This is a genomic window from Streptomyces sp. NPDC059874 (genome assembly GCF_042731135.1).
In the GTDB taxonomy this organism is placed as follows: Bacteria; Actinomycetota; Actinomycetes; order Streptomycetales; family Streptomycetaceae; genus Streptomyces.
This window is the reverse complement of the sequence record NZ_JBHWJY010000007.1, coordinates 139,304-161,467: the sequence shown is the minus strand read 5'-3', so window position 1 is coordinate 161,467 and position 22,164 is coordinate 139,304. Positions and strand designations below refer to the sequence as shown.

Genomic DNA, 22,164 nt, shown 5'->3' with positions numbered 1-22,164 from the left:
TCAAGCACAAGACGCTGTTCGACGAACATCAGGCATTCCCCTCCTCTCTGGCAGTAGCGGCTTGACGGCTTAGCTCCGTGAGATGTCTTTCTCAGCCCGCGGCCACGGTGAGCGGTGCCCAGCGGCGGGTCCAGTCGCCGGGCAGTCCGGGGATGCCCCGGGTCATGACGGCGTTGAAGGCGATGGAGTCGAGGCCGCGGTCCTTGAGCCAGCCGAGCAGTTCCTCGTGGCGGACGTCGATGTCGGTGCGCAGCGGGCGGTCGGTGCCCAGGGCGAGCGCGGTGATCAGCGACTGGGCGGTGCCGATGTCGTGGGCGACGAGCGGGCCGATGACATGGGTCTCCATGTTGGGCCAGGCCGCGGCGTATCCGATGAGGGTGCCGTCGCCGGTTCGGTCCTCGGCGACGAGCAGCTGATCGGCGAAGGCGGGCAGCCGGGTGATCATGTGGGTGCGGTCGGTGCCGAAGACCTCGGCGTCCAGACGCAGGATGCGCGGGAGGTCCTCGGCGTTGGCCGGTCGGACCAGCGGGGTGCCGTACGCGTCGGGAGTGCCTTCGGGGCGGAAGGTGCCCTTCAGCATCTCGGCTCGGCCGGTGGTGTCGAAGCCGAGTTCCTCGTAGAGGGGGCGGCCGTAGGGAGTGGCGTGCAGGGTGAGGGGGACGCCCTTGAGTACGTCGTCGCAGACGTGCTCCATGAGGCGGCGCCCCAGGCCCTGGCGGGCGTAGCGGTCGGCGACCAGGACCATCCCGACGGCGGCGAGTTCCGGTCCGGCGTGGGTCTGTCCGTATGGGGTGACGACGCAGGCGGCCGCGAGTCCCTGGCCGTCGGGGGCGTCCACGCCGTAGCCGTTTCCGGCGGCGAGGAGGAGTCCCCACTTGTGGTCCTCGCGCGGCCAGCCGCGGTTCTCTGACAGGTCGGCGCAGCGGCGGAGATCGTCCACGCTCAGCGCTCGGATCGGCAGATCGGTGATGTGTGGTGGTGTCACCGGCTCAGACTGGATCACTGACCGGGGCCCGTCCAGGGGATTTGGGTCGATGTTTCACGTGAAACATCGACCGTGAAACGTGGTTTCACGTGAAACACAGCGACTAGCCTCGACGTCCATGACCCTCCTGCACCTTTTCGATCTCGACGGGACGCTGATGTACGGCTCGGCGGCGCCGGTCGAGATCTCCCGTCAGCTCGGCGTGGGCGCCGAGATCGCCGCGCTGGAGCGGTCCTTCGGGGCCGGGGAGATCGGGCCGCACCAGTTCTCGGTGGCGGCGCACGCGCTCTGGGCGGAGCTGACGCCCGCGCACGTCCGGGCAGCTTTCGAGGGGGCGCCCTGGTTGGCGGGCATTCGGGACGTGTGGCGGGAGATCCGGGAGCGCGGGGACTACTGCGCGGTGATCTCCCTGTCGCCGTCCTTCTTCGTGGAGCTGCTGCTGGAGTGGGGCGCGCACGCCGCGCACGGTTCTGTCTTCCCGGAGGTGCCGTTCACCCGGCCCGTGGATGCGGCGGGGATCCTGACGCCCGCGGGGAAGGTCACGGTGGCGGACCGTCTGTGCGAGCGGTTCGGGGTGAGCCGGGGTGACTGCGTCGCGTACGGGGATTCGGTGACCGATGCCCTGCTCTTCGAGGCGGTGCCGGTCTCCGTGGCGGTCAACGCGCGGCCTTTTCTGGCGGAGCGAGCGACCCACGTGTACAAGGGCAGGGACCTTCGAGAGGCATACCAGCTCGTAGGGGTGGCACGCCCGGGAGTTGAGGCATCTTAAGGGGAAAGTGGGTTCGAAACGCGGATTTTCCGCATTTCCCCGCAGGCCTCTGAGTCGGATGGCACGCTGTGAAGCCCGGAACCACGGATTCACAGGCCGTGGCGTGTGCAGACCCGACCGAGATGCTCGAAGCGAGGCACCGCATGGACGCTCCGCCCACCAGATCGGCCAGACGGGGAACGGCCCGGATACCCGGTCAGGGCGCGGCGCCCGAGGCCTCGCCCGACGCCGTTCTGATCCGCCGGACGCTCGCGGAGATCGCGCCGGTCGCCGACAGGGTGACCTCGTACTTCTACGCACTGGTGTTCACCGGGCACCCCGAGGTCCGGGGCATGTTCCCCGCCGCGATGGACGCGCAGCGCGATCGGCTGCTGAAGGCGCTGCTCACCGCCGCCGAGCACATCGACAATCCGGATGTGCTCGCCCCCTACCTGCGCCGGCTGGGTACGGGGCACCGCAAGTACGGGACGATGGCCGGGCATTACCCCGTGGTCGGCGAGGCGCTGATCGGGTCGCTGGCCCGGTACGCGCACGAGACCTGGGGGCCGGAGACGGAGGCCGCCTGGGTGCGGGCGTACACCGCGATCTCGCAGATCATGATCGACGCGGCGGCGGAGGACGAGGTGAAGGCCCCGGCGTGGTGGCACGCGGAGGTGGTCTCCCACGATCTGCGCACCCCGGACATCGCGGTGCTGACGGTCCGCCCCGACCAGCCGTACGCCTTCTTGGCCGGTCAGTACACGAGCCTGGAGACCCCGTGGTGGCCGCGGGTGTGGCGGCACTACTCCTTCGCTTCGGCGCCGCGCGCCGACGGGCTGCTGTCCTTTCACGTGAAGGCCGTTCCGGCGGGCTGGGTGTCCAACGTGCTGGTGCGCCACGCGCGCCCGGGGGACGTGCTGCGGCTGGGCCCGCCGGCCGGGTCGATGATCGTGGACCACACCACGGACAACGGGATGCTGTGTCTGGGCGGTGGCACCGGCATCGCCCCGATCAAGGCGTTGATCGAGGACGTGGCCGAACACGGGGAGCGGCGGCCCGTGGAGGTGTTCTACGGGGCGCGCAGCGACCACGACCTCTACGACAAGGACACCCTGCTGGGCCTGCAGCGCACGCACCCGTGGCTGTCGGTGCGCCCGGTGGTCGGCGACGGCTTGGCCGGCCAGCTGCCGCAGGCGGTCGGTGAGCACGGGCCGTGGAGTTCGTACGACGCGTACATCTCCGGGCCGCCCGCGATGATCCGCAACGGGGTGGACGAGCTCAAGCGGATAGGGATCCCCGACGAGCGGATCCGGCACGACGCGGTCGAGGAGCTGGCGGGCGTCGCGGGCTGACACCGGCGGGCACGTCCCCGCCGGTGCCGGCCCGGACCGATTTCAGCCCAGGTCGGGGGCGTGCATGGCGCGGACCCCCTCGATGTTGCCGTCGAGGTAGTGCCGCAGGGACAGCGGGACGAGATGTACGGCGGCGATGCCGACGCGGCTGAAGGGCACGCGGACGATCTCGTACTCGCCCTCGGGCTGGTCGATCTCGGGTCCGTGCCGTTGGGTCGGGTCCATTGATTCGAGGTGGCAGACGAAGAAGTGCTGCACCTTCACGCCGGTGACTCCCCCGTCGGCGATGTGCTCGACGGTGTCGACGAAGCAGGGCACCACATCGGTGATCTTCGCGCCGAGTTCCTCGTGGACCTCTCGGTGGAGGGCGTCGACGACGGTGGCGTCCGAGGACTCCACTCCCCCGCCGGGGGTGAGCCAGTAGGGATCGATGCCGGGCTTGGTGCGCTTGATGAGGATCAGGTCGTCACCGTCGAGCAGGATCGCGCGGGCGGTGCGTTTGACCACGGGACGTTCGGTCATGGGAGAAGAGTGGCCCACGACTCCGCTTCTGAAACGCGCCACGTGTCTCGAACGGGAGCTCACCAGTGTGCGGCGGCGTGCAGCAGCAGCTCGTGGGCCCGCGCGAGGTGGGCGAGGGCGAGGCTGCCGGCCCGTACGACGAGGAACCAGGTGCGCAGCGGCGGCAGCGCCGGTTCGGCCAGGGCCACGATCCGGCCGCCGTCGAGGTCGTCCTGGCAGAGGTATCGGGGAATCACGGCGAGTCCGGCGCCGGACTTCACGCATTCCAGTACGGCGCGCAGATCGGGCGCGACCACGGTGGCGGCGGATTCGGGCGGTGTCTCGAAGACGGTGGCCCAGTAGCGGGTGACGAGGGGCAGGCTCTCGTGGACCTCGACGAGCGGGATGCCGTCGAGCGCGGCGGGACCTTCCACGTGCAGCCGGTTCAGGTCGACGAGGGCGGCCCAGTAGGGAGCGGCGACCAGGACGTGCTCCTCGTCGCACAGGGTGGTGGCGGTGAAGAGTCCGCCGCGCGGGCGGGCGGTGGTGACGACGAGGTCGTGGTGGCCGGCGGCGAGGCCGTCGAGGGTCTCCTCGGCGCCGGTCTGCAGGGTGGCGCGCAGGGTGTGGCCCTGGCCGACCAGCGGCGCGAGGGCGGGCAGTACCCGCAGGCTCAGGAATTCGGGGGGTCCGGCGACGTGGAGGGTGCGTAACGCTCCGGCGGCCTCCCGCTCGCTCTCGGTGATCCGCAGCAGGGCGTCGAGGTGCGGGGCGGCCTTGTGGGCGAGTTCGTCGCCGACGGCGGTGGGGGTGACGCCGCGGGCGCGGCGGTGGAAGAGGGGGCGTCCCAGCTGGCGTTCGAGGGTGCGGATCTGCGAGGTGACGGCGGGTTGGGACAGTCCGAGGAGGGCTGCGGCGCGGGTGAAGGACCCGGCCCGGTGGACGGCGACGAAGGTGCGCAGCAGAGCCAGGTCCATGGCGGCACCTCGACCTCTCGGTGGGGGCCTTCAACTATAAATATGCGGATAGGCCCCTGTCGTTACCGTGATTGGACTCTGACGCTGAGTCAACTAGCCTTGTCGCGTGGTTCCCGCCGGTGTTTCTCCCGCGATGAACCCGGGCGGTCCGAGCCACGAGGGGGGAGGCTCGGACCGCTTTCCAGGGCCTGTTCAGCTGCCGGCAACCGCCGAATCGAGGGCCCGCAGGACGTCCGCGACCAGGTCTTCGGTGTCCTCGGCGCCGGCGGAGAAGCGGATGAAGCCCTCCGGGACGGCGTCCCCGCCCCACCGTCCGCGCCGCTCGGCGGTGGACCGTACCGACCCAAAACTCGTGGCGTCCTCGACCAGGTGAAGAGCGCTCATGAAGCGTTCCGCGTGCGCGCGGTCTGGCAGCGTGAAGGAGACGACCGAGCCGAAACCGCGCATCTGGCGGGCGGCCGTCTTGTGGGAGGGGTCCGTGGCCAGGCCGGGGTAGCGCAGCCCGGAGACTTCGGCGCGCCCGGTCAGGGCCTCGGCGACGGCCAGTGCGTTGGCCCACTGGCGCTGCGCGCGCAACTGGATGGTGGCCAGCGAGCGGTGGGCGAGCCAGGCCTCCATGGGGCCCGGGATGGCGCCGACGATCTTGCGCCAGCGGCGGACGAGGGCGGCGAGTTCGGCGTCCCGGCAGACCACGTAGCCGAGGAGCAGGTCGCCGTGGCCGGTGAGGCCCTTGGTGCCGCTCGCGACGGAGAAGTCCGCGCCGAGGTCCAGGGGGCGCTGTCCGAGCGGGGTGGCCAGGGTGTTGTCGACGGCGACCAGGGTCCCGCCGGCGTGTGCGGCGTCCACCAGGCGGCGTACGTCGCAGACGTCGAGCCCCGGGTTGGAGGGGGTCTCGATCCACAGCAGCCGGGCCCCGTCGAGGACGCCGAGTTGGGCCTCGTCGGCGGTCGGAGCGGTGCGCACGTGGATCGCGTACGCCTCCAGCTGCTCGCGCAGCAGCGGTAGGGCCTGGTAGCCGTCGTCGGGCAGGACGACGGTGTCACCGTGGCGTGCCTGGGAGAGGAGCACGGCGGAGACCGCGGCCATGCCGGAGGCGAAGACCACGGTGTGCACGTCCTGGCCGGGGGCTTCCAGTTCCCCGATCGCCTGCTCCAGCAGGGTCCACGTGGGGTTGGTGTCGCGGCCGTAGGTGTACGGGCCTTCGACGTCGCCGGGCAGGTGGAAGTGGGCGGCGAAGGCGGGCCCGGGCAGGGTCGGTTCGTTCTTGACGGGCGCGGGCAGTCCGGCGCGGACGGCGCGCGTGCCGTCGCCGAGCCGGGCTGCCCCGCCGCCCGCCGTTGTCTCGTCGGGACGCTCGTTCACGCGGTGTGCTCCTTCAGTGCCGGGGCCGGGGCCGGGGCCAGGGCCGGGGCCAGGGCCGGGGCCAGGGCTTCGCGTACGGCGTCCAGCAGGCCGGGGCTCGCCGCCTCGACCAGCTCCAGGCACTCCTCGAACCCGTCGAGCGACCCGTAGTAGGGGTCGGGTACGTCGCCCTCCGCGGCCGTGGCCGCCGGGTCGAAGGACCGCAGCAGCCGGACCTTGGCGGCGTCCTCCGGGGTGGGCGCGAGCGCCCGGAGGTCCCGCAGGTGCCCGGCGTCGAGCGCGATGACGAGGTCGAGGCCGGCGAACCAGGAGGACCGGAACTGCCGGGCCCGGTGGGCCTGCTCGTAGCCGGCGGCCTCCAGGACGGAGACGGTCCGCGGGTCGGCCGGGTGGCCTTCGTGCCAGCCACCGGTCCCGGCACTGTCGACCTCGACCAAGGCGTCGAGTCCGGCTTCGGCGACGTGGGCGCGGAAGACGGACTCGGCCATGGGCGAGCGGCAGATGTTGCCCGTGCAGACGAAGCAGACGCGGTACATGGGAGGCCTGTTTCAGTTCTTGTCGGGCAGGACCATGTTCACGGCCCAGCTGACGATGGAGATGATCAGGCCGCCGACGACGGCGGTCCAGAAGCCGTCGACGTGGAAGCTGAGGTCGAGCTGCTTGGCGAGCCAGGAGGTCAGCATCAGCATCAGGGCGTTCACGACGAGGGTGAACAGGCCCAGGGTGAGGATGAACAGCGGCAGCGAGAGCAGCTTCACCACGGGCTTGACGATGAAGTTGACCAGGCCGAAGACCAGCGCGACCAGGAACAGCGTCAGCGTCCGGCGGCCCAGGCTGCTGCCGTCGTCGAGGGTGATGCCGGCGAGCAGCCAGATGGCGACGGCCAGGGCAGCCGCGTTGGCGAGCGTCTTGACTACGAAATTCGTCATGTGTCTGATCGTGGCAGAGAAGATCCCGCTGGGACATCCGCAGATGAGCGGATACCCGGGAACGACTGAGTACAAGGGGCACAAGGACGATGAAAGCGTTCCGGCTGGACGAGCTCGAAGCGGAGCGCGCCGCCAACGACGGCGCCTATCTGCAGTTCCTGCGTGAGCGGAACATGTCGGTCGGGCTGTACGCGCTCGACGCGGGGCAGAGCGACCCACAACAGCCGCACCGGCAGGACGAGGTGTACTTCGTGGTGAGCGGGAGGGCCTCCATCACGGTCGGGGAGGAGACGACGATGGTCGCGCGCGGCAGCGTGGTCTACGTTCCGGCGGGAGTCCCGCACAAGTTCCACCACATCACCGAGGACCTGAAGGTGATGGTGGTGTTCTCCCCGCCGGAGGGCTGAGCGTCCCACCGGGTCAGGGTCGGGCCCCTCGTCCGAGGCCCAGCCCCTAGGGGGCGGATCAGGGGACTCCGGGGGCTTCCGGGCCCCCGCGGGCGTCCGCCGACTCCTAGCATCGAGAGCAGGAAGTCACGGATGAGGACGAGCAACAGGAAGAGGTCGGGAGACATGGACGGGATCCGAGAGACATTCGCGGGCATGCCCTGGTGGGTCAAGTGGGTCGCCGTTCCGCTGCTGGTGCTGTTCGTCTTCGGCGGTGTGATCACGAGCATCCTGGGCGCGCTGATCGGGATCGTCTTCAAGCTGCTCGTCTTCGCCGGCCTCGTCGGTGGTCTGATCTTCCTCGTGAAGAAGGTCGGCGGTCGTGGCGGTTCGAAGTCCTCGTCCACCGAGTGGTAGAAGTGTGCGGACGGGATGGTTCCGCGATTGCGCCAGGCGAGGGAACGTGAAGCGGTAAACCGCTCACACGCCGGGAATCGGCGGATAGAGTGGCAATCTGTGCCGTTCCCTGGGCACCGAAAGCCGGTTCTGCCGCCCTGACCTGCGGTTATGCCAAGTAGCCGCCGAGTACGACCCCCAGGATCTATGGCATGTGCGGGGGCGGCCCCCGCAGGGCGGGCCTCCCCGAAGGCCCGCTGCCACGCCTGGGGGTGAGCTTTGTCTTCGGTTCACAATGCCGGTGTGCCGACTCTGATCGGTTCGGTGCAGAGGGCGCTGAGGCTGCTCGAAGCAGTGGGGTCCCATAGTGAGGGAGCCCCGGCGAAACAGCTGGCGCGCGAAGCCGGGCTCCCGCTTCCCACCGCGTACCACCTACTGCGCACCCTCACGCACGAGGGATACCTGCGCAGAGAGAGCGGAGTGTTCGTTCTGGGCGACGCCGCCGGGCGGCTCGCCGGCGGCGGACTTCAGCAGAAACGTCGCGGCATGATCCTCGACTCCCTCGCGCACTTCCGCGACACGGTCGGGGCCCCCGTCTACTTCGCGGTCTACCGAGAGGGTGAGATCGAGGTCGTGGGCGTCTCGGGCACCCCGGCCAACCCGGCCTGCGAGGAGTGGGCCGACTTCCGGGAGACCGGGCACGCGCACGCGATCGGGCAGTGCCTGCTCGGACAGCTCGACGAGAAGACCCGCCAGGAGTACTACGACCGCCACCCGGTCGAGGCCATCACCCCTTATACCGTGCGGGATCTGCGCTCCCTGGAAAACCGCATCGGGGCCCTCGGGCGAATGCAGCCAGTAACCGAACGCCAGGAATATGCCCTGGGCACGGTCTGCGCCGCCATCCCCATCACGGCGGGCGATACCGCGGCAACCATGGCGATTTCTCTTCCTCTGCACCAGGAAGACCGATTGCTGTATGCGGTCGATCGGCTACGGAGTGAAGTAGGCGCGCTGTTGAGCACCCTCTCGTTCTCTATCAGTATCTGAAAACTCACTCCTTGTGATCTGCTAGCGCTTCCACCACTCTTGTCAAGAGGGCCTTGGGGGATCATTCCTGGCCACTTCCACTACAGCGGGGTAGGCAATGCGCGAGTCGGTACAGGCAGAGGTCATGATGAGCTTCCTCGTTTCCGAGGAGCTCTCGTTCCGGATTCCGGTGGAACTCCGGTACGACGCTCGTGACCCCTACGCAGTCCGCCTGACCTTCCACCTTCCCGGAGACGCGCCCGTGACCTGGGCGTTCGGCCGGGAGCTTCTCCTCGACGGCATCAACAAGCCGTGCGGTGACGGCGATGTGCACATCGCCCCCACCGATCCCGAGGAACTGTCCGATGTCCACATTCGGCTCCAGGTCGGTGCCGACCGAGCCCTGTTCCGCGCCGGCGCGGCGCCACTCGTCGCGTTCCTCGACCGGACCGATCGGATCGTTCCGCTCGGCCAGGAGCGGAACCTGGGTGATTTCGAGGAGAACCTCGACGAGGCGCTCGGCAAGATCCTCGCCGAGTCGAGGCAGAACGAGCAGAACGCGGGCTGACGCCGGCACCAGGTAACACCGGCAGTACAGGCAACACCGGTGTCCGCTGACCAACGGACGACGACCACCATGAGGACCGGCTCAGCGTGCCGACGCGCTGAGCGCCACGTCCCGCCGACTTTCACCGGCCGGCACCGCACGCGACCTGACCAGCCGCGTCCGCCGGCCCTTCGTTCCCGTTGTCCGGGAACCACCATTCAGCGCTTGCGCCGCCGGCCCCGGCCGCCGCGGACCGGCCCCGAGGCCGGCGAGGCGACCGGGGATTCCGGTCGGTCGGCCGAAACGACCAGCGCGGCCAGCGCCGTGGTCACCGGGACCGAGGCCACGAGCCCGATCGAGCCCACGAGGGTCCGCACGATCTCCTCCGCGACCAGCTCGCTATTGGCCACGGATCCCATGCTGCTGTTCGCGATCGAGAACAGCAGAAGCAGTGGCAGCGCGGCGCCCGCGTAGGCCAGTACGAGCGTGTTGACCACCGACGCGATGTGGTCGCGGCCGATCCGGATGGCCGCCCGGTAGAGGCCACGCGGACCCATCGTCGGGTCGGCCTGGTGGAGTTCCCAGACCGCCGAGGTCTGGGTGACCGTCACGTCGTCGAGTACACCCAGGGATCCGATGATCACGCCCGCGAGCAGCAAACCGCTCATGTCGATGTCCGGATAGAGGCCGTGGATCAGGCCGGTGTTGTCGTCGGTGTTGCCGCTGAGGAACGCCCAGTCGATGAACAGCGAGCCCAGGAGCCCGATCAGCAGCAGCGAGACGAGCGTGCCGAGGACGGCGACCGAGGTCCGGGCCGTCAGGCCGTGGCACATGTACAGGGCGATCAGCATGATGGCGCTCGCGCCGATGATCGCGACGAGCAGCGGATTCGAACCCTGCAGGATGGCCGGGAGGATGAAGAGGGTCAGCACGCCGAAGCTGACGACCAGCGCGATCAGCGCGAACAGCCCGCGCATCCGCCCGACGACCACGACCGCGACGGCGAAGATGCCGGCCAGCAGGGCCATCGGGAACTTCCGGTTCACGTCGATCACCGAGTACTGGAGGTCGCGCGGGGCGTCCGGAGCGTAGGCCACGACCACCTCCTGGCCCTTCTCCAACTGCCGTGGCGCACCCGGCTGGACGACCTCCACGAAGGTCCGCCCCTTGTCCGAGCCGGTGCCGACCTCCACGGTCGCCTTCTTGCACTCCCCGGTCTGCGCGGCCTGCGCCTCGCGCCCCTCGGGGGTGGACGCATCGCCGGTCGGCGGCACCTGTGAGGCGTTCACGGATTTGCAGTCGACACGTTCCAGGGAGACGACCGTGCCCTGCTGGGTCTGCCGGTCGAAACCGACCCCCGTGCGCTCGTGGGCGGGGGCGCCGCCCGGCCAGAGCACCGCCATGCCGACGAAGACGGCGGCGGCGAAGGGGATCAGTACGGCCGCGATGACCTTGCGCAGGTGCTTCGAGACGGGAGCGGCCGGACCGTGGCCGTGGCTGTGCCCGCCGTGGCCGTGGCCGTGGCTGTTCCCGTGCGAATGGCCGGAGGCTTGGCCGGCACCTGAGTGCTCGTGGCCGGTGTGGCCATGGGGCTCTGTGGGCTCGTTGGGGGGCTGCGGCGAGGACGTCACCGGCAGATCATCGCAAGAGATGAGGGGGGCCCACTGTTCAGCACGCCATGGATGACGCTAGCGTGGGGGCTACTTTGCACAACGCGGGAGCTCGGAGCACCGGGCTGAGAGGGCGCTGATCACCGTACGCGCATCACAAATGCGTACGGGAAGAGGCTGCGTCGACCGCCGAACCTGTTACCGGGTAATGCCGGCGTAGGGAGATCAGGTCTCATGACCATTCAGGACGACGCACGCACGCCTGCCGTCAGCCAGGACACCGACGGCCAGACCGAGCGCCAGCCCGGCTGGCACAAGGGATACCTGGCGGGCTCCCGCCCCGACATCCGGGTGCCGGTCCGGCAGGTCCACCTCACCAACGGCAAGGACGTGACGCTCTACGACACGTCCGGTCCGTACACCGACCCGCAGATCGAGACCGACGTGCGGCGGGGCCTGCCCCCGCTGCGCGAGAACTGGATCATCGGCCGCGGCGACACCGAGGAGTACGCGGGCCGCCCCGTGCGCCCCGAGGACGACGGCATCAAGCACACCTCGCCGCGCGGTGGCCTCAAGAACCTCGACGCGGTCTTCCCGGGCCGTCCCCGCCAGCCCCGCCGGGGCCGCGGCGGCGCGGCGGTCACGCAGCTCGCGTACGCCCGTCGCGGCGAGATCACCCCGGAGATGGAGTACGTCGCGATCCGCGAGAACGTCTCCCCCGAGGTGGTTCGCGAGGAGATCGCCGCAGGTCGGGCGGTGCTTCCGGCCAACGTGAACCACCCCGAGATCGAGCCGATGATCATCGGTAAGCGGTTCCTGGTGAAGGTCAACGCCAACATCGGCAACTCCGCGGTCACCTCCTCCATCGAGGAGGAGGTCGACAAGATGACCTGGGCGACCAAGTGGGGCGCCGACACGGTCATGGACCTGTCCACGGGCCGCAACATCCACACCACTCGTGAGTGGGTCCTGCGCAACTCCCCCGTGCCGATCGGCACCGTGCCGCTGTACCAGGCGCTGGAGAAGGTCGACGGCCGCGCCGAGGACCTGACCTGGGAGATCTACAAGGACACGGTCATCGAGCAGGCCGAGCAGGGCGTCGACTACATGACGGTCCACGCCGGCGTGCTGCTCCCGTACGTGCCGCTGACCGCCCGCCGCAAGACCGGCATCGTCTCGCGCGGTGGCTCGATCATGGCCGCGTGGTGCCTGGCGCACCACAAGGAGAACTTCCTCTACACGAACTTCGAGGAGCTCTGCGAGATCCTCGCGACGTACGACGTCACGTACTCGCTCGGTGACGGCCTGCGCCCCGGTTCGATCGCGGACGCCAACGACGCGGCGCAGTTCGCGGAGCTGAAGACGCTCGGCGAACTGAACACGATCGCCAAGCGGCACAACGTCCAGACCATGATCGAGGGCCCGGGCCACGTCCCGATGCACAAGATCAAGGAGAACATCGACCTCCAGCAGGAGATCTGCGAGGAGGCGCCGTTCTACACGCTCGGCCCGCTGACCACGGACGTCGCGCCCGCGTACGACCACATCACCTCGGGCATCGGCGCCGCGATGATCGCCTGGTGGGGCACCGCGATGCTCTGCTACGTGACGCCCAAGGAGCACCTGGGCCTGCCCAACCGGGACGACGTGAAGACCGGCGTCATCACGTACAAGATCGCGGCGCACGCCGCGGACCTGGCCAAGGGGCACCCGGGCGCCCAGGAGTGGGACGACGCCCTGTCGGACGCGCGGTTCGAGTTCCGCTGGGAGGACCAGTTCAACCTGGCCCTCGACCCGGACACGGCCCGCGAGTTCCACGACGAGACCCTTCCCGCGGAGCCGGCCAAGACCGCGCACTTCTGCTCCATGTGCGGTCCGAAGTTCTGCTCGATGAAGATCTCGCAGGACATCCGCCGTGAGCACGGCGGTGACCTGAAGGCCGAGGAGATCCAGGCGGGCATGGCGGAGAAGTCCGCCGAGTTCGCGGCCTCGGGCAACCGGGTCTATCTGCCGCTGGCCGACTGACCTGCATCAGCGAGACGACCGGCGACACCTTGGGGGGAGTCGCCGGTCGTCTGCGTTCAGGAACGCTGTGCCTTTTCCGCAGCAGGCTCCGCTCCCACTCGTCCGTCAAAGCAGCTGTTGGTGTCGCATCGCTAGTCCGATAAGAGGACTTGTCTGCGAGGTGTCCCGCCACCCGCGTCAGCGCTTCCCACGCTGACCGATGTGGCCAGAGAGGCCCACCACACATCGTTCGATCGGTGTCGAGTAGGAGTGCTATGAGCCCCGAGCACAGGACCAGGTCAACGACGCTTGGACCGCTGCCGAGAAGGAGCAGATGGCTGACGGGGGGCACCCTGGCGTCGCTTGCCCTGGTCATGATGGGAGTCGCCAGTCCTGCCTTCGCCGTTGTGCAGAGCATTCGGGCGGCCGAGCGAGTGAACGCGGCGAGCCCCACGGGTGGGGACTCCTGCGAGCCGAACGGGCATCACCACCACCCGGACCACCACCCGGACCACGATCCTGACGACGAGCCGAAGACAGCTGGCCTCGAGGCCGGGCCCGACGGCGACGACAAGTGCGAGCAGGGCAGGCCGGGGCCGACGGGCGCGACGGGCGCGACGGGTACAACGGGCGCGACGGGTGCCACGGGTGTTCCGGGTACGGATGGCGCGACGGGCGCGACGGGCGCGACGGGCGCTGACGGCACCGATGGGGCGACTGGCGCGACTGGTGCCACGGGTGCGAGCGGCGCGACAGGTGCCACCGGCATCACGGGTGCGACGGGTGCGACGGGTTCGACGGGTGCCACGGGTGTAACTGGTGCGACCGGTGCCACCGGTGTGACGGGCGATACGGGCACTACTGGTGCGACCGGCGCCACGGGTGCCACCGGCGCCACGGGTGTCACAGGCACGACCGGTGCGAGGGGCGCGACCGGTGCGACCGGCGCCACGGGTGCGACCGGCGCCACGGGTGCCACCGGCGCCACGGGTGTCACAGGCGCGACCGGTGCGACGGGCAGTACCGGTGCGACGGGTGTCACAGGCACGACCGGTGCGACAGGCGCGACCGGTGCGACGGGCGCTACCGGTGCGACGGGTGCGACTGGTGTCACAGGCGCGACGGGTGCCACCGGTGCTACTGGCGCGACGGGTGCCACCGGTGCTACTGGCGCCACGGGTGCCACGGGTGCGACCGGGGCCACGGGCGCTACGGGCGCCACCGGTACTACGGGTACCGGGCCCTGTGACGACATCGACAGCTACGCGCCTTCGAACAACGTGTCGCACAGTGCCGCTCTCACGAACGGCATCGCCTACGCCGGCCGTGCGACCACGACCGGAGGTGTGCCCGTCTGGCAGGACATCACGAACGCAGACAACCCGGGATTCCCGTTCGGCAAGGCATGCGGCATCACGTTCCTCGGGCAGGGTGGCGACTCCTACATCCAGGTCGTGACGACGGACGGCAAGGTCTACCAGACACACGGTGACACCAACGGCAACGACTTCACCTGGAACGAGAGGTGGACCGAACTGACCCCCGCCCCGACTCCCCCAGCCCTCCGGGGCAAGCAGTTCAAGGGAGACCCGATGCGCGGAGCGTCCCGGAACCGCCTCCTCTAGGGAAGCCCGTTCCCGTTCCGGCAGGCGTATCCGGGCTCGGGTAGCCGCCCGGGTCCGCCCGGCCGATGCGACGGCCCGGCGTAACGATCGGAGGGCGCCGCTCCTCGGCCTGTCGGCCGGGGCGGCGCCCTCTGTCGCGTGCGGGGAGCGGAGGTCAGGCGACCACCTGATACTGCGGGTCCAGCTTGCGCCGGGCGAAGTCGAGGTTGGCGGAGACCCGGTCGAGCTGGTCGGCGGGGAGCTTGCCCGACTGCAGGAGGCGTTCGCAGCAATCGGCCGACTCCCGGTACTCGCCGACCCAGTAGGCGGCCACCGCGAGTTCGTCGAGCGCGCGCCATTCGTACCAGTCGAACTCGACGAACAGGATGTCGTCCGGGCGGGGGATCGCCGCTGCCTGCCGGGCGAACATGTGCGCCAGCGGGAAGCGGCTCTGCTGGCGGCAGATGCGGGCGAGACTGCCGAGCGCCTCGGCGCGCGACGGGCGGCTCTCGTGTGCACGGAGGAAACGGTCCGTCACCTCGGCCGGCGACCTGTCCAGGCTCGCCGCGAGCCGGGCCGCGTAGAGCTGGGAGCAGAAGGCCTCCTCGGCGAATCCGCCCATGCCCGACCGGAGGTCGTAGGCGGCGAGGGACTTCTCCGGTTCTCCCGCGTCGCGCCAGCTCTGGGCGAGGTAAAACGCGTAGCGGGCATTTCCCGGTTCCTTGCGGAGGCCCTCTTCCAGAACCTTCGCGTCGCGCAGATATTTCTGCCGTTCGCCTCCATCTCTGAGGCGTGCCCCGCCGCCGACGATGAGCATGTTGATGCCTTCGAGGACTCCGCTGCTGAACTGGTTCGATTCGCAGTCCAGGTACTCGTGGAGTACACCGACATATCGCCACGGCAATCGGGTCGATACCAGTGCGGGCCGCCAGTGAATGATGGGGGCGTGGTGAATTGCGATCCTGTACAGGTCGCGGGTCAGGTCCGGCATGTGAAAGCCGGGAGGTACCTCCATCACGTCGTCGGCGTCGATGAACAGCAGGTAGTCCGCGCTGGAGCGCGCGAGGTCGATGGCCTCGCTACGGCTGCCGTCGAAACCCTTCCACGGCCGCTCGTGCAGGACGCCGGGCAGGTCGCTGAAGAATTCTCGGATAATCTCTTGAGTTCCGTCGGTCGAGCCCGTATCCACGATCACCCATGTGTCGATCAAGGGGCGCACCGACTCCAGGCACTTCCGGATCACCGGGGCCTCGTTTTTTACGATCATGTTCAAGCAGACTGTTGCTTTCATGGATCCCATCCAGTGTGGTGATGAAAGTGCCCGCAAGTCGCACGTTGACGGTAGGGATCCGTGCAATGCCATGCAAGGAAGCGTGACCGCAATACGAGAAAGGCGCCATTCGGAGGCGTATCACTGGGCCAATCCGTTGATCTCTTTGCGAGGCGTCCCACAGCTTGTGACCGCGATCCTCACGATGACCGAGGTGGCCCGAAAAAGGCCACCACGCATCGTTCGATCCGGTTCTAGAAGGAGCGGCGTATATGAGTCCCGAGAACAAGACCAGGTCAACCCTCGGCCCTCTGCCCCGGCGGAGCGGTCTGGTGACCGGCGGAACCCTCGCCTCGCTTGCCCTGGTTTTGATGGGAGTCGTCACCCCCGCGCTCGCCGTGGGGCAGACCATCCAGACCGCCCAGACGGTCAAGGCGGTGAACCCCCCGAAGGACGACCACTGCGAGGACCACGGTCGGCCCGGCGACGACCACGGCCGACCGGGCGACGACCACGGCTACCCGGGCGAGGACTACTCGTGGGGCGCCGACGCCTGGCTCGACGGTCCGCACGGCGACGACAAGTGCGACGACAAGGGCAAGCCGGGTGCGACCGGTGCCACGGGCGCCACCGGTGCGACGGGTGCGACCGGCGCCACGGGCGCCACCGGTGCGACGGGCGCCACCGGCACGGGTGCGACCGGTGCGACCGGTGCGACGGGTGCCACGGGTGCGACCGGCGCCACGGGCACGGGCACGGGTTCGACCGGCGCGACGGGTGCGACCGGTGCCACCGGCGCGACGGGTGCCACGGGTGCGACCGGCGCCACCGGCACGGGTGCGACCGGCGCCACCGGTGCCACGGGTGCGACCGGTGCGACCGGTGCCACGGGTGCGACCGGTGCGACCGGTGCCACGGGTGCGACCGGTGCGACGGGCGAGTCCGTCTGCAGTGACGTCGACGCCTACAAGCCCAGCGGCAGCGAGGAGGTCAAGGCCGTACTGACCGGCGGCGTCGCGTATGCCGGTATCCGGAACCTCCAGCCGAGCCCGAGCGAGTTCATCTGGTACGACCTAACCGACACGCCCCCCGTCCCCCCTGCCGTGGCCTTCCCCGACAATGCCTGCGCCATCTCCATCGCCTCGCAGACCCAGTCGGCCGACGGCATCTCGATCCAGGTGCTCACCGAGGACGGGGCGGTGTACGAGACCAGGTGTGCGATCGACACCCTCGGAGGGGACCCGCCGCCGCCGTTCGACGCCAACACCCGGGTCCTCGACTGCAACGAGCAATGGACGCTGCTGACCCCAGGGCACCCGGCCCCGGGCGACACCGGCCCGAACACGGTACTGATGAACCGGGTTCACCCCGACCTCCGCAACATCAGGCCGAGCGGGCCCGCCAAGGGCCTCCACAAGGGCAGCAGCCAGCTGCCCAAGAAGAAGGGATGATCCCCTCGGCCACGTGCTGATCTGAACACTGTGCCGTGCCCGGCCGCGCCGGGCACGGCACACGCGCTTCCGGGCGTCCCTCTACTCCGGCCGGGGCTCCGCGAAAGCGGCCATTGGGGCCGAGTCACTGCTCCGATCCGTTGATATGACCGCGAGGCGTCGCGCCTCATGAGACCGGGACCTTCACGATGACCGAGGTGGTGCCCAAGGCCCCATCCCACATCGTTCGATCCGTATTCGAGAAGGAGCGGCGTACATGAGCCCCGAAAACAAGACCAGGTCAACCCTCGGCCCGCTGCCCAGGCGGAACAGCTGGCTGGGCGGCGGAACCCTCGCATCGCTGGCCCTGGTCATGATGGGAGTCGCCAGCCCCGCGCTCGCCGCGGGGCAGACCGTCCAGGCGGCGGAGGCGGTCACGGCGGCCAGGGCCTCGGGTGGGGACCACTGCAGGGACCACAAGCCGCACTACAAGCCGAAGGCGGCGCACACCGAGGCGGGGCCCATCGGCGACGACGAGTGCGACAAGGGCAAGAAGGGCGCGACGGGCGCGACCGGTGCGACGGGTGCGACGGGTGCGACGGGTGCGACGGGTGCCACGGGTGCCACGGGCGCGACCGGCGCGACGGGTGCGACGGGTGCGACGGGCACGGGCGCGACCGGTGCCACGGGCGCGACGGGCGCGACGGGTGCGACCGGTGCCACGGGCGCAACGGGTGCCACGGGTGCGACCGGTACGGCGCGGTGTGTGGACGTCGACGCCATCGCGGACAACAACGCCTGGGAGGTCAAGGCCGCTCTGACGGCGGACCGCACCGCCTTCGTCGGTATCCGCGACACCCAGGGCTCGTTCAACGGCCCCAACACCACCGAGTTCAGCTGGCACAACCTCACCATCAACCCCCCGCACACGAACTACCCGGATGACGCCTGTGGGATCTCCGTCGCCCACCAGGCGGGCAACATTTCGGTCCAGGTGCTGACCGAGTCCAATGAGCTCTGGGAGACGCTCTGCTTCGTCGTCAGCGAGAACGACCCCAATACGCCGCGCACCTTCGAGCTCGACTGCACGGACGATCCCAATGTGCCGCAGGACAACGGCGCGGGTCCCTGGACCCAGAGGATTCCGGGCCCGAGCGGTGTCGTCCCCCTGGCCCGCTCCGCGGTCAAGGAGCAGCACTCGGCCTCGCAGCTGGACGTCCCGAAGGGAATCAAGCGCGGCTGACGCGGCAGGAACCAACGCAGTGACACAGCACTGACCCACGCGGCCCGGAGCACGCCGGACTCACTCCGGCCCGCGCTCCGGGCCGCCGAAGTCCGGGCTGGTGAAGTCCGGTGACGAATAACCCGGCCGGGGACCCTCGTTGGGGGTCCCCGGGCTGGTGAAATCAGGGGCCGTGTAGCCGAGTTCGGGCATGCGGCCCCCTCGCCTGCGGGGCCCCGGGAGGCCCGGGGCCGCGCTCGGGTCGGCCAGCGCGTCCCGCAGGAACGGCATGATTCCCCGTTCCAGCAGGGCGTTGCGCCAGGCCTCCCGGGCCCGTGCGACCTCGTCCGGTATCGCCTCGGTCTCGTCCGCGCCCACCTCGGTCGCGCTGTTGCGCACGGCCGTCACCAGCAGCCCGATCACGGCGAAGAGCAACGCCGCCGCGGTGAGCGCGCCGAAGAGCCAACCGGCCGTCAGCATCGTCTCGGCGAAGGCCGGTTCGGGCTCGACCATCTTCAGGCTGTAGCCCACGAGCAGGAAGATCAGCATGGCGGTGCCCGCCAGGACCGGCGCGAGGACCGCGACCACGGCGCTGACGCCCACGCCCACGCCGCCGCTGTCCTGCTCGCCGCTCTCGTCCCCCGAAGTTCCGGGGGTGGACAGTATCTCGTCGCGCTGTTCCTCGCGGATCTTCACGTAGTGGTCGTACTCGGCCGCGGCCGCGGCCGTGAGCAGCGCGCGGGCCCCGAGGGCCATGGTGCGCAGCTGTTCGGCGTTGAGCCGTTCGCCGAGCGTGGCCAGCTCGGGCCGTTCGTGCGCGGTGCGCAGCGCCTCGTCGAGGAGCCGATCGAACTCCGGTCGGTCTTCGGTCAGCAGGTGCGGAGCGCTGGTCATGTGCATCCCCCGATGCTCCGTACAAGCCGGTATGCCCGCGTAGACCCGGGCGCCGGCACAAACGGAGGAGAGCCTGCTACGGATAGAGCGATGGTAGAGCGCCCACGCCGCAGGTTGACAGGGGCTTTCCGGAAATACCCCGCTGAGGGAACCCTCAGTCGTTCAGGGGAAGTTGTACGACGAGCAGCTTGCCCGCCATCGTGACCCCGCCGTCCATCGCGATGGCGAGGCCTTCCGCGTACACGTGCGGGCCGTCGACGGCCTCCGGGCCGCGTGCCTCGTCGCCGTCCTCGGTGCCCACTTCGCCGAGCAGGTAGGGGATGGGGCTGTGGCCGTGTACGACGCGGCTGCCGCCGTACATGCCGAGGAGTTCGCGCACGGCCTGCGGGCCGGTCTCCTCGTCGCGGAAGGCGAACCGCTTGGTGAACTTGCGGAAGAGGTCCCAGGTGATGTCGGCGTCGCCGCGGTTGAGCAGCTCGTGGATGGTGTCGTTGACGTCCTCGATGGAGTCGCCGTAGTCGAGGTAGGCCGTGGTGTCGGAGTGCAGCAGGAGGTGGTCCTCCACCAGGACGGCCGCGTCGAGGCGGGACATCCACTGCAGGTGCACGTCCTGGAGGCGTTCCATGTCGGTGCGCTGGCCGCCGTTGAGGAGCCAGGCGGCCTGGAAGGTCGCGGTGCCGGCGCCGGAGACGACGGGGGTGTCGCCGAACCGCTTGGCGCCGATGAGCAGCAGCTCGTGGTTGCCCATGAGGGCCTTGCAGTAGCCGCCGGCGGCGGCGGCCTCGGCGGAGAGCCGCATGACGAGGTCGATGACGCCGATGCCGTCGGGGCCGCGGTCGGTGAAGTCGCCGAGGAACCAGAGCCGTGCGTTTCCGGCGGACCAGCGGCAGTCCGCGTCGATCAGGCGCTGGGCCTGGAGCTCGGCGACGAGTTCGTCGAGGTAGCCGTGGACGTCTCCGACCACGTAGAGCGGTCCGGGGCCGGCGGTCTGGTCGTCCTGGGGGACGTACTGGACCTGGACGGTGTCGCCGGGGCCGCCGAGTGCGCCGCGGCCGATGACGGGCAGGTCGCGGAAGGTGGGGGTGTAGCCCTCGGGGTCCTCGTTCTCGTCCGCGTCCTCGGGCTCTTCGGGGGCCCGGCTCGTGACGACGGGGCCCGCCGCCGGTTCGGCGTAGGGCTTGGAGTACGTCTCCGCGTAGGGCTCGGCGTACGGCTCGGCGTACGTCTCGGCGTAGGGTTCGACGCCGCCGTCGGCGTAGTACGCGGGGTACTCGCCGTACACGGGGGTCTCGCCGGGAATCCCGGCGGACACGGCGTACGGGGCGGGCTCGGTGACCGGTTCGTCGACCGGCACCCGGAAGTCCCGCAGCGTCTCCGTCCGCATCGCGGGTCCCTGACCGGCCCCCTGAGTCATCGACCCCTCCACCACCGTCGCGCTGCCGTACACCTGCGGACCCTCCTGACCTCCGGGGAGGAGGGTCCGTGATGTCGTGCGCCCATCATAGGAATGCGGCTCGCGCTCTGTGACGCACCAGGGGTGGTGAATCCTGCGCGGAACCCGTCGTTCCTGCTGCTTTCTCCCGAAATGGGCGTTCCTGAACTGCTCGGTGGTCAGTCCTGTGCCGGTGAACGGGGCGGGCTGACGGTCGTACGGGGCTGCCTGCGCTGTGACGAGGTACGGATGATGAGCTCGGTCGGAACGACCTGTTCCACGGGTCGTCCGGTGTCCACTCCCTCGATGGCGTCGATGAGGAGCTGCACCACCGCGGTGCCGATGCGGCGGGGTTTGAGGGAGAGCGTGGTGATCGGCGGTTCGGTGTTGGCGTACACGGTGGACTCGCTGCAGCAGACGAGCAGCAGGTCCTCGGGGACGCGCAGGCCGTAGCGCCGGGCGGCGGCGAGCAGGTCGGTGCCGTTGGGGTCGAAGAGGCCGTAGACGGCGTCGGGCCGGTCGGGGCGGGCGAGGAGCCGGTCGGCGGCGACCGCGCCCGCGCAGGGGTCGTGGGCGGGGTAGGACTCGTAGACGGGGTCCTGGCCGACGCGCTCGCACCAGTTGAGGTAGGCGGTCGTGGAGAGCCGGGTGTAGGTGTCGGTGGTGGTGCCGGTGAGCAGCCCGATGCGGCGGGCGCCGGCGGCGGCGAGGTGGTCGAGCAGGCCGAGTACGGCGGCCTCGTGGTCGTTGTCGACCCAGGCGGTGACGGGGAGGGAGCCTGCGGGGCGGCCGTCGGAGACCACGGGCAGGCCTTGGCGGACCAGTTCGGTGACGACGGGATCGTGGTCGGAGGGGTCGATGACGACGGTGCCGTCCAGGGCGACGTTGGACCACACGTCGTGCCGGGAGGTGGCGGGGAGGATGACGAGGGCGTAGCCGCGGGCGAGTGCGGCGGAGGTGGCGGCCCTGGCCATCTCCGCGAAGTAGGCGAATTCGGTGAAGGTGAAAGGTTCATCCCCGTACGTCGTCACGGTCAGGCCGATGAGGCCCGACTTGCCGGTACGGAGGGTGCGGGCGGCGGCCGACGGGCGGTAGCCGAGGCGGTCGGCCACTTCGCGAACGTGGCGGCGGGTGGCGTCGGGCAGACGTCCCTTGCCATTGAGCGCGTCGGAGACGGTTGTGATGGAGACGCCCGCCGCGGCGGCCACGTCCCTGATGCCGGCCCGGCCCTGTCGGCCGGCGGCCCGCCGGGTGGTCTCGGTCCGGCTCACCTGATGCTTCCCTGCTGCTGTCATGGCGAGCCGATAGTAGGGCTCTGGGGGGCGGGTGGCCCGGGTGCATATGCACCCGTTGACAGGCACGATTCTGCATGTTTCGCCACCCCCAATGACCTTGGAAACGAAGGTATTTGGGCGCGCATTGCGAGAGTGCCGCTTGTCGGCGGGTCCGGGCATGCCAAGGCGGTGAGGTCTCGGGCCGGTCTCAA

The 22,164-nt window shown here is 69.8% G+C and carries 21 protein-coding genes and 1 riboswitch; of the genes, 10 read left to right on the top strand and 11 right to left on the bottom strand.

Annotated features, from left to right (window positions below; genetic code table 11):
• Window positions 1-91: 91 nt before the first annotated feature.
• Window positions 92-985, bottom strand: coding sequence for a GNAT family N-acetyltransferase (locus ACFV9H_RS06860; RefSeq protein WP_385394307.1), 894 nt, complete (start codon window positions 983-985; stop codon window positions 92-94).
• A 118-nt stretch (window positions 986-1,103) separates the two neighbouring features.
• Here ACFV9H_RS06860 and ACFV9H_RS06855 point away from each other — a divergent pair, with 118 nt between their 5' ends.
• Window positions 1,104-1,754 (top strand): HAD family hydrolase, encoded by a 651-nt coding sequence (locus ACFV9H_RS06855; RefSeq protein ID WP_385394305.1) that lies wholly within the window; start codon window positions 1,104-1,106, stop codon window positions 1,752-1,754.
• A 68-nt stretch (window positions 1,755-1,822) separates the two neighbouring features.
• A complete protein-coding gene (locus tag ACFV9H_RS06850) occupies window positions 1,823-3,085 on the top strand; it encodes a globin domain-containing protein (RefSeq protein ID WP_385394302.1) in 1,263 nt (420 codons plus the stop codon).
• A 42-nt stretch (window positions 3,086-3,127) separates the two neighbouring features.
• On the opposite strand, the gene ACFV9H_RS06845 is transcribed toward ACFV9H_RS06850, so the two are convergent.
• From ACFV9H_RS06845 to ACFV9H_RS06825, 5 genes are all read right to left on the bottom strand, one after another.
• Window positions 3,128-3,607: an NUDIX domain-containing protein gene (locus tag ACFV9H_RS06845; RefSeq protein ID WP_385394299.1), complete on the bottom strand. Its 480-nt coding sequence runs from the start codon at window positions 3,605-3,607 to the stop codon at window positions 3,128-3,130.
• Between the two features lie 59 nt (window positions 3,608-3,666).
• A complete protein-coding gene (locus ACFV9H_RS06840; protein WP_385394296.1) occupies window positions 3,667-4,563 on the bottom strand; it encodes a LysR family transcriptional regulator in 897 nt (298 codons plus the stop codon).
• A 192-nt stretch (window positions 4,564-4,755) separates the two neighbouring features.
• The gene (locus tag ACFV9H_RS06835; RefSeq protein ID WP_385394294.1) at window positions 4,756-5,925 is read right to left on the bottom strand and encodes a cystathionine gamma-lyase; all 1,170 of its coding nucleotides are present in this window, start codon (window positions 5,923-5,925) and stop codon (window positions 4,756-4,758) included.
• Window positions 5,922-6,461 carry a low molecular weight protein-tyrosine-phosphatase gene (locus tag ACFV9H_RS06830; protein ID WP_385394291.1) on the bottom strand — a complete coding sequence of 180 codons (540 nt, stop codon included), beginning with the start codon at window positions 6,459-6,461 and terminating at the stop codon, window positions 5,922-5,924. The genes ACFV9H_RS06835 and ACFV9H_RS06830 overlap by 4 nt, the downstream gene beginning before the upstream one ends.
• A 12-nt stretch (window positions 6,462-6,473) precedes the next feature.
• Window positions 6,474-6,854 (bottom strand): phage holin family protein, encoded by a 381-nt coding sequence (locus ACFV9H_RS06825; protein ID WP_385394288.1) that lies wholly within the window; start codon window positions 6,852-6,854, stop codon window positions 6,474-6,476.
• Window positions 6,855-6,943: 89 nt separating this feature from the next.
• Here ACFV9H_RS06825 and ACFV9H_RS06820 point away from each other — a divergent pair, with 89 nt between their 5' ends.
• From ACFV9H_RS06820 to ACFV9H_RS06805, 4 genes are all read left to right on the top strand, one after another.
• Window positions 6,944-7,261 (top strand): cupin domain-containing protein, encoded by a 318-nt coding sequence (locus ACFV9H_RS06820; protein ID WP_385394286.1) that lies wholly within the window; start codon window positions 6,944-6,946, stop codon window positions 7,259-7,261.
• A gap of 165 nt (window positions 7,262-7,426) precedes the next feature.
• Complete coding sequence (locus tag ACFV9H_RS06815) at window positions 7,427-7,657, top strand: DUF5326 family protein (RefSeq protein ID WP_385394284.1); 231 nt, start codon at window positions 7,427-7,429, stop codon at window positions 7,655-7,657.
• A gap of 282 nt (window positions 7,658-7,939) precedes the next feature.
• Window positions 7,940-8,686 (top strand): IclR family transcriptional regulator, encoded by a 747-nt coding sequence (locus ACFV9H_RS06810; protein WP_385394282.1) that lies wholly within the window; start codon window positions 7,940-7,942, stop codon window positions 8,684-8,686.
• 97 nt (window positions 8,687-8,783) lie between these two features.
• A complete protein-coding gene (locus ACFV9H_RS06805) occupies window positions 8,784-9,233 on the top strand; it encodes an SsgA family sporulation/cell division regulator (protein ID WP_385394280.1) in 450 nt (149 codons plus the stop codon).
• Window positions 9,234-9,430: 197 nt separating this feature from the next.
• Here ACFV9H_RS06805 and ACFV9H_RS06800 read toward each other — a convergent pair whose 3' ends face one another.
• On the bottom strand, window positions 9,431-10,843 hold the full coding sequence (locus ACFV9H_RS06800) for a YibE/F family protein (RefSeq protein WP_385394277.1): 1,413 nt from the start codon (window positions 10,841-10,843) through the stop codon (window positions 9,431-9,433).
• A gap of 73 nt (window positions 10,844-10,916) precedes the next feature.
• A riboswitch (TPP riboswitch) is annotated at window positions 10,917-11,062 on the top strand.
• Between ACFV9H_RS06800 and thiC the strand changes: the two genes are divergently transcribed.
• A complete protein-coding gene (gene thiC, locus ACFV9H_RS06795; protein ID WP_385394271.1) occupies window positions 11,057-12,847 on the top strand; it encodes a phosphomethylpyrimidine synthase ThiC in 1,791 nt (596 codons plus the stop codon). (Overlaps the previous riboswitch by 6 nt.)
• Window positions 12,848-14,106: 1,259 nt before the next feature.
• Window positions 14,107-14,451 carry a hypothetical protein gene (locus ACFV9H_RS06790; RefSeq protein WP_385394269.1) on the top strand — a complete coding sequence of 115 codons (345 nt, stop codon included), beginning with the start codon at window positions 14,107-14,109 and terminating at the stop codon, window positions 14,449-14,451.
• Between the two features lie 154 nt (window positions 14,452-14,605).
• On the opposite strand, the gene ACFV9H_RS06785 is transcribed toward ACFV9H_RS06790, so the two are convergent.
• The gene (locus ACFV9H_RS06785; RefSeq protein ID WP_385394321.1) at window positions 14,606-15,697 is read right to left on the bottom strand and encodes a glycosyltransferase; all 1,092 of its coding nucleotides are present in this window, start codon (window positions 15,695-15,697) and stop codon (window positions 14,606-14,608) included.
• 275 nt (window positions 15,698-15,972) lie between these two features.
• Between ACFV9H_RS06785 and ACFV9H_RS06780 the strand changes: the two genes are divergently transcribed.
• Together ACFV9H_RS06780 and ACFV9H_RS06775 are read left to right on the top strand one after the other, a co-directional pair.
• A complete protein-coding gene (locus tag ACFV9H_RS06780; RefSeq protein WP_385394266.1) occupies window positions 15,973-17,151 on the top strand; it encodes a hypothetical protein in 1,179 nt (392 codons plus the stop codon).
• 256 nt (window positions 17,152-17,407) lie between these two features.
• Complete coding sequence (locus tag ACFV9H_RS06775) at window positions 17,408-18,373, top strand: hypothetical protein (protein WP_385394264.1); 966 nt, start codon at window positions 17,408-17,410, stop codon at window positions 18,371-18,373.
• Window positions 18,374-18,433: 60 nt separating this feature from the next.
• On the opposite strand, the gene ACFV9H_RS06770 is transcribed toward ACFV9H_RS06775, so the two are convergent.
• From ACFV9H_RS06770 to ACFV9H_RS06760, 3 genes are all read right to left on the bottom strand, one after another.
• A complete protein-coding gene (locus ACFV9H_RS06770) occupies window positions 18,434-19,252 on the bottom strand; it encodes a hypothetical protein (RefSeq protein WP_385394262.1) in 819 nt (272 codons plus the stop codon).
• Between the two features lie 148 nt (window positions 19,253-19,400).
• Window positions 19,401-20,675, bottom strand: coding sequence for a metallophosphoesterase (locus tag ACFV9H_RS06765; RefSeq protein WP_385394318.1), 1,275 nt, complete (start codon window positions 20,673-20,675; stop codon window positions 19,401-19,403).
• Window positions 20,676-20,857: 182 nt separating this feature from the next.
• On the bottom strand, window positions 20,858-21,973 hold the full coding sequence (locus ACFV9H_RS06760) for a LacI family DNA-binding transcriptional regulator (RefSeq protein WP_030028209.1): 1,116 nt from the start codon (window positions 21,971-21,973) through the stop codon (window positions 20,858-20,860).
• Between the last annotated feature and the right edge of the window lie 191 nt (window positions 21,974-22,164).

Excerpts from the sequence above, each read along its gene's own strand:
- thiC (WP_385394271.1), top strand. The coding sequence starts at position 11,057 with ATGACCATTCAGGACGACGCACGCACGCCTGCCGTCAGCCAGGACACC.
- ACFV9H_RS06785 (WP_385394321.1), bottom strand. The coding sequence starts at position 15,697 with ATGATCGTAAAAAACGAGGCCCCGGTGATCCGGAAGTGCCTGGAGTCG.
- ACFV9H_RS06775 (WP_385394264.1), top strand. The coding sequence starts at position 17,408 with ATGAGCCCCGAAAACAAGACCAGGTCAACCCTCGGCCCGCTGCCCAGG.
- ACFV9H_RS06830 (WP_385394291.1), bottom strand. The coding sequence starts at position 6,461 with ATGTACCGCGTCTGCTTCGTCTGCACGGGCAACATCTGCCGCTCGCCC.
- ACFV9H_RS06815 (WP_385394284.1), top strand. The coding sequence starts at position 7,427 with ATGGACGGGATCCGAGAGACATTCGCGGGCATGCCCTGGTGGGTCAAG.
- ACFV9H_RS06825 (WP_385394288.1), bottom strand. The coding sequence starts at position 6,854 with ATGACGAATTTCGTAGTCAAGACGCTCGCCAACGCGGCTGCCCTGGCC.
- ACFV9H_RS06845 (WP_385394299.1), bottom strand. The coding sequence starts at position 3,607 with ATGACCGAACGTCCCGTGGTCAAACGCACCGCCCGCGCGATCCTGCTC.
- ACFV9H_RS06760 (WP_030028209.1), bottom strand. The coding sequence starts at position 21,973 with ATGACAGCAGCAGGGAAGCATCAGGTGAGCCGGACCGAGACCACCCGG.
- ACFV9H_RS06840 (WP_385394296.1), bottom strand. The coding sequence starts at position 4,563 with ATGGACCTGGCTCTGCTGCGCACCTTCGTCGCCGTCCACCGGGCCGGG.
- ACFV9H_RS06805 (WP_385394280.1), top strand. The coding sequence starts at position 8,784 with ATGCGCGAGTCGGTACAGGCAGAGGTCATGATGAGCTTCCTCGTTTCC.
- ACFV9H_RS06855 (WP_385394305.1), top strand. The coding sequence starts at position 1,104 with ATGACCCTCCTGCACCTTTTCGATCTCGACGGGACGCTGATGTACGGC.
- ACFV9H_RS06820 (WP_385394286.1), top strand. The coding sequence starts at position 6,944 with ATGAAAGCGTTCCGGCTGGACGAGCTCGAAGCGGAGCGCGCCGCCAAC.
- ACFV9H_RS06780 (WP_385394266.1), top strand. The coding sequence starts at position 15,973 with ATGAGTCCCGAGAACAAGACCAGGTCAACCCTCGGCCCTCTGCCCCGG.
- ACFV9H_RS06770 (WP_385394262.1), bottom strand. The coding sequence starts at position 19,252 with ATGCACATGACCAGCGCTCCGCACCTGCTGACCGAAGACCGACCGGAG.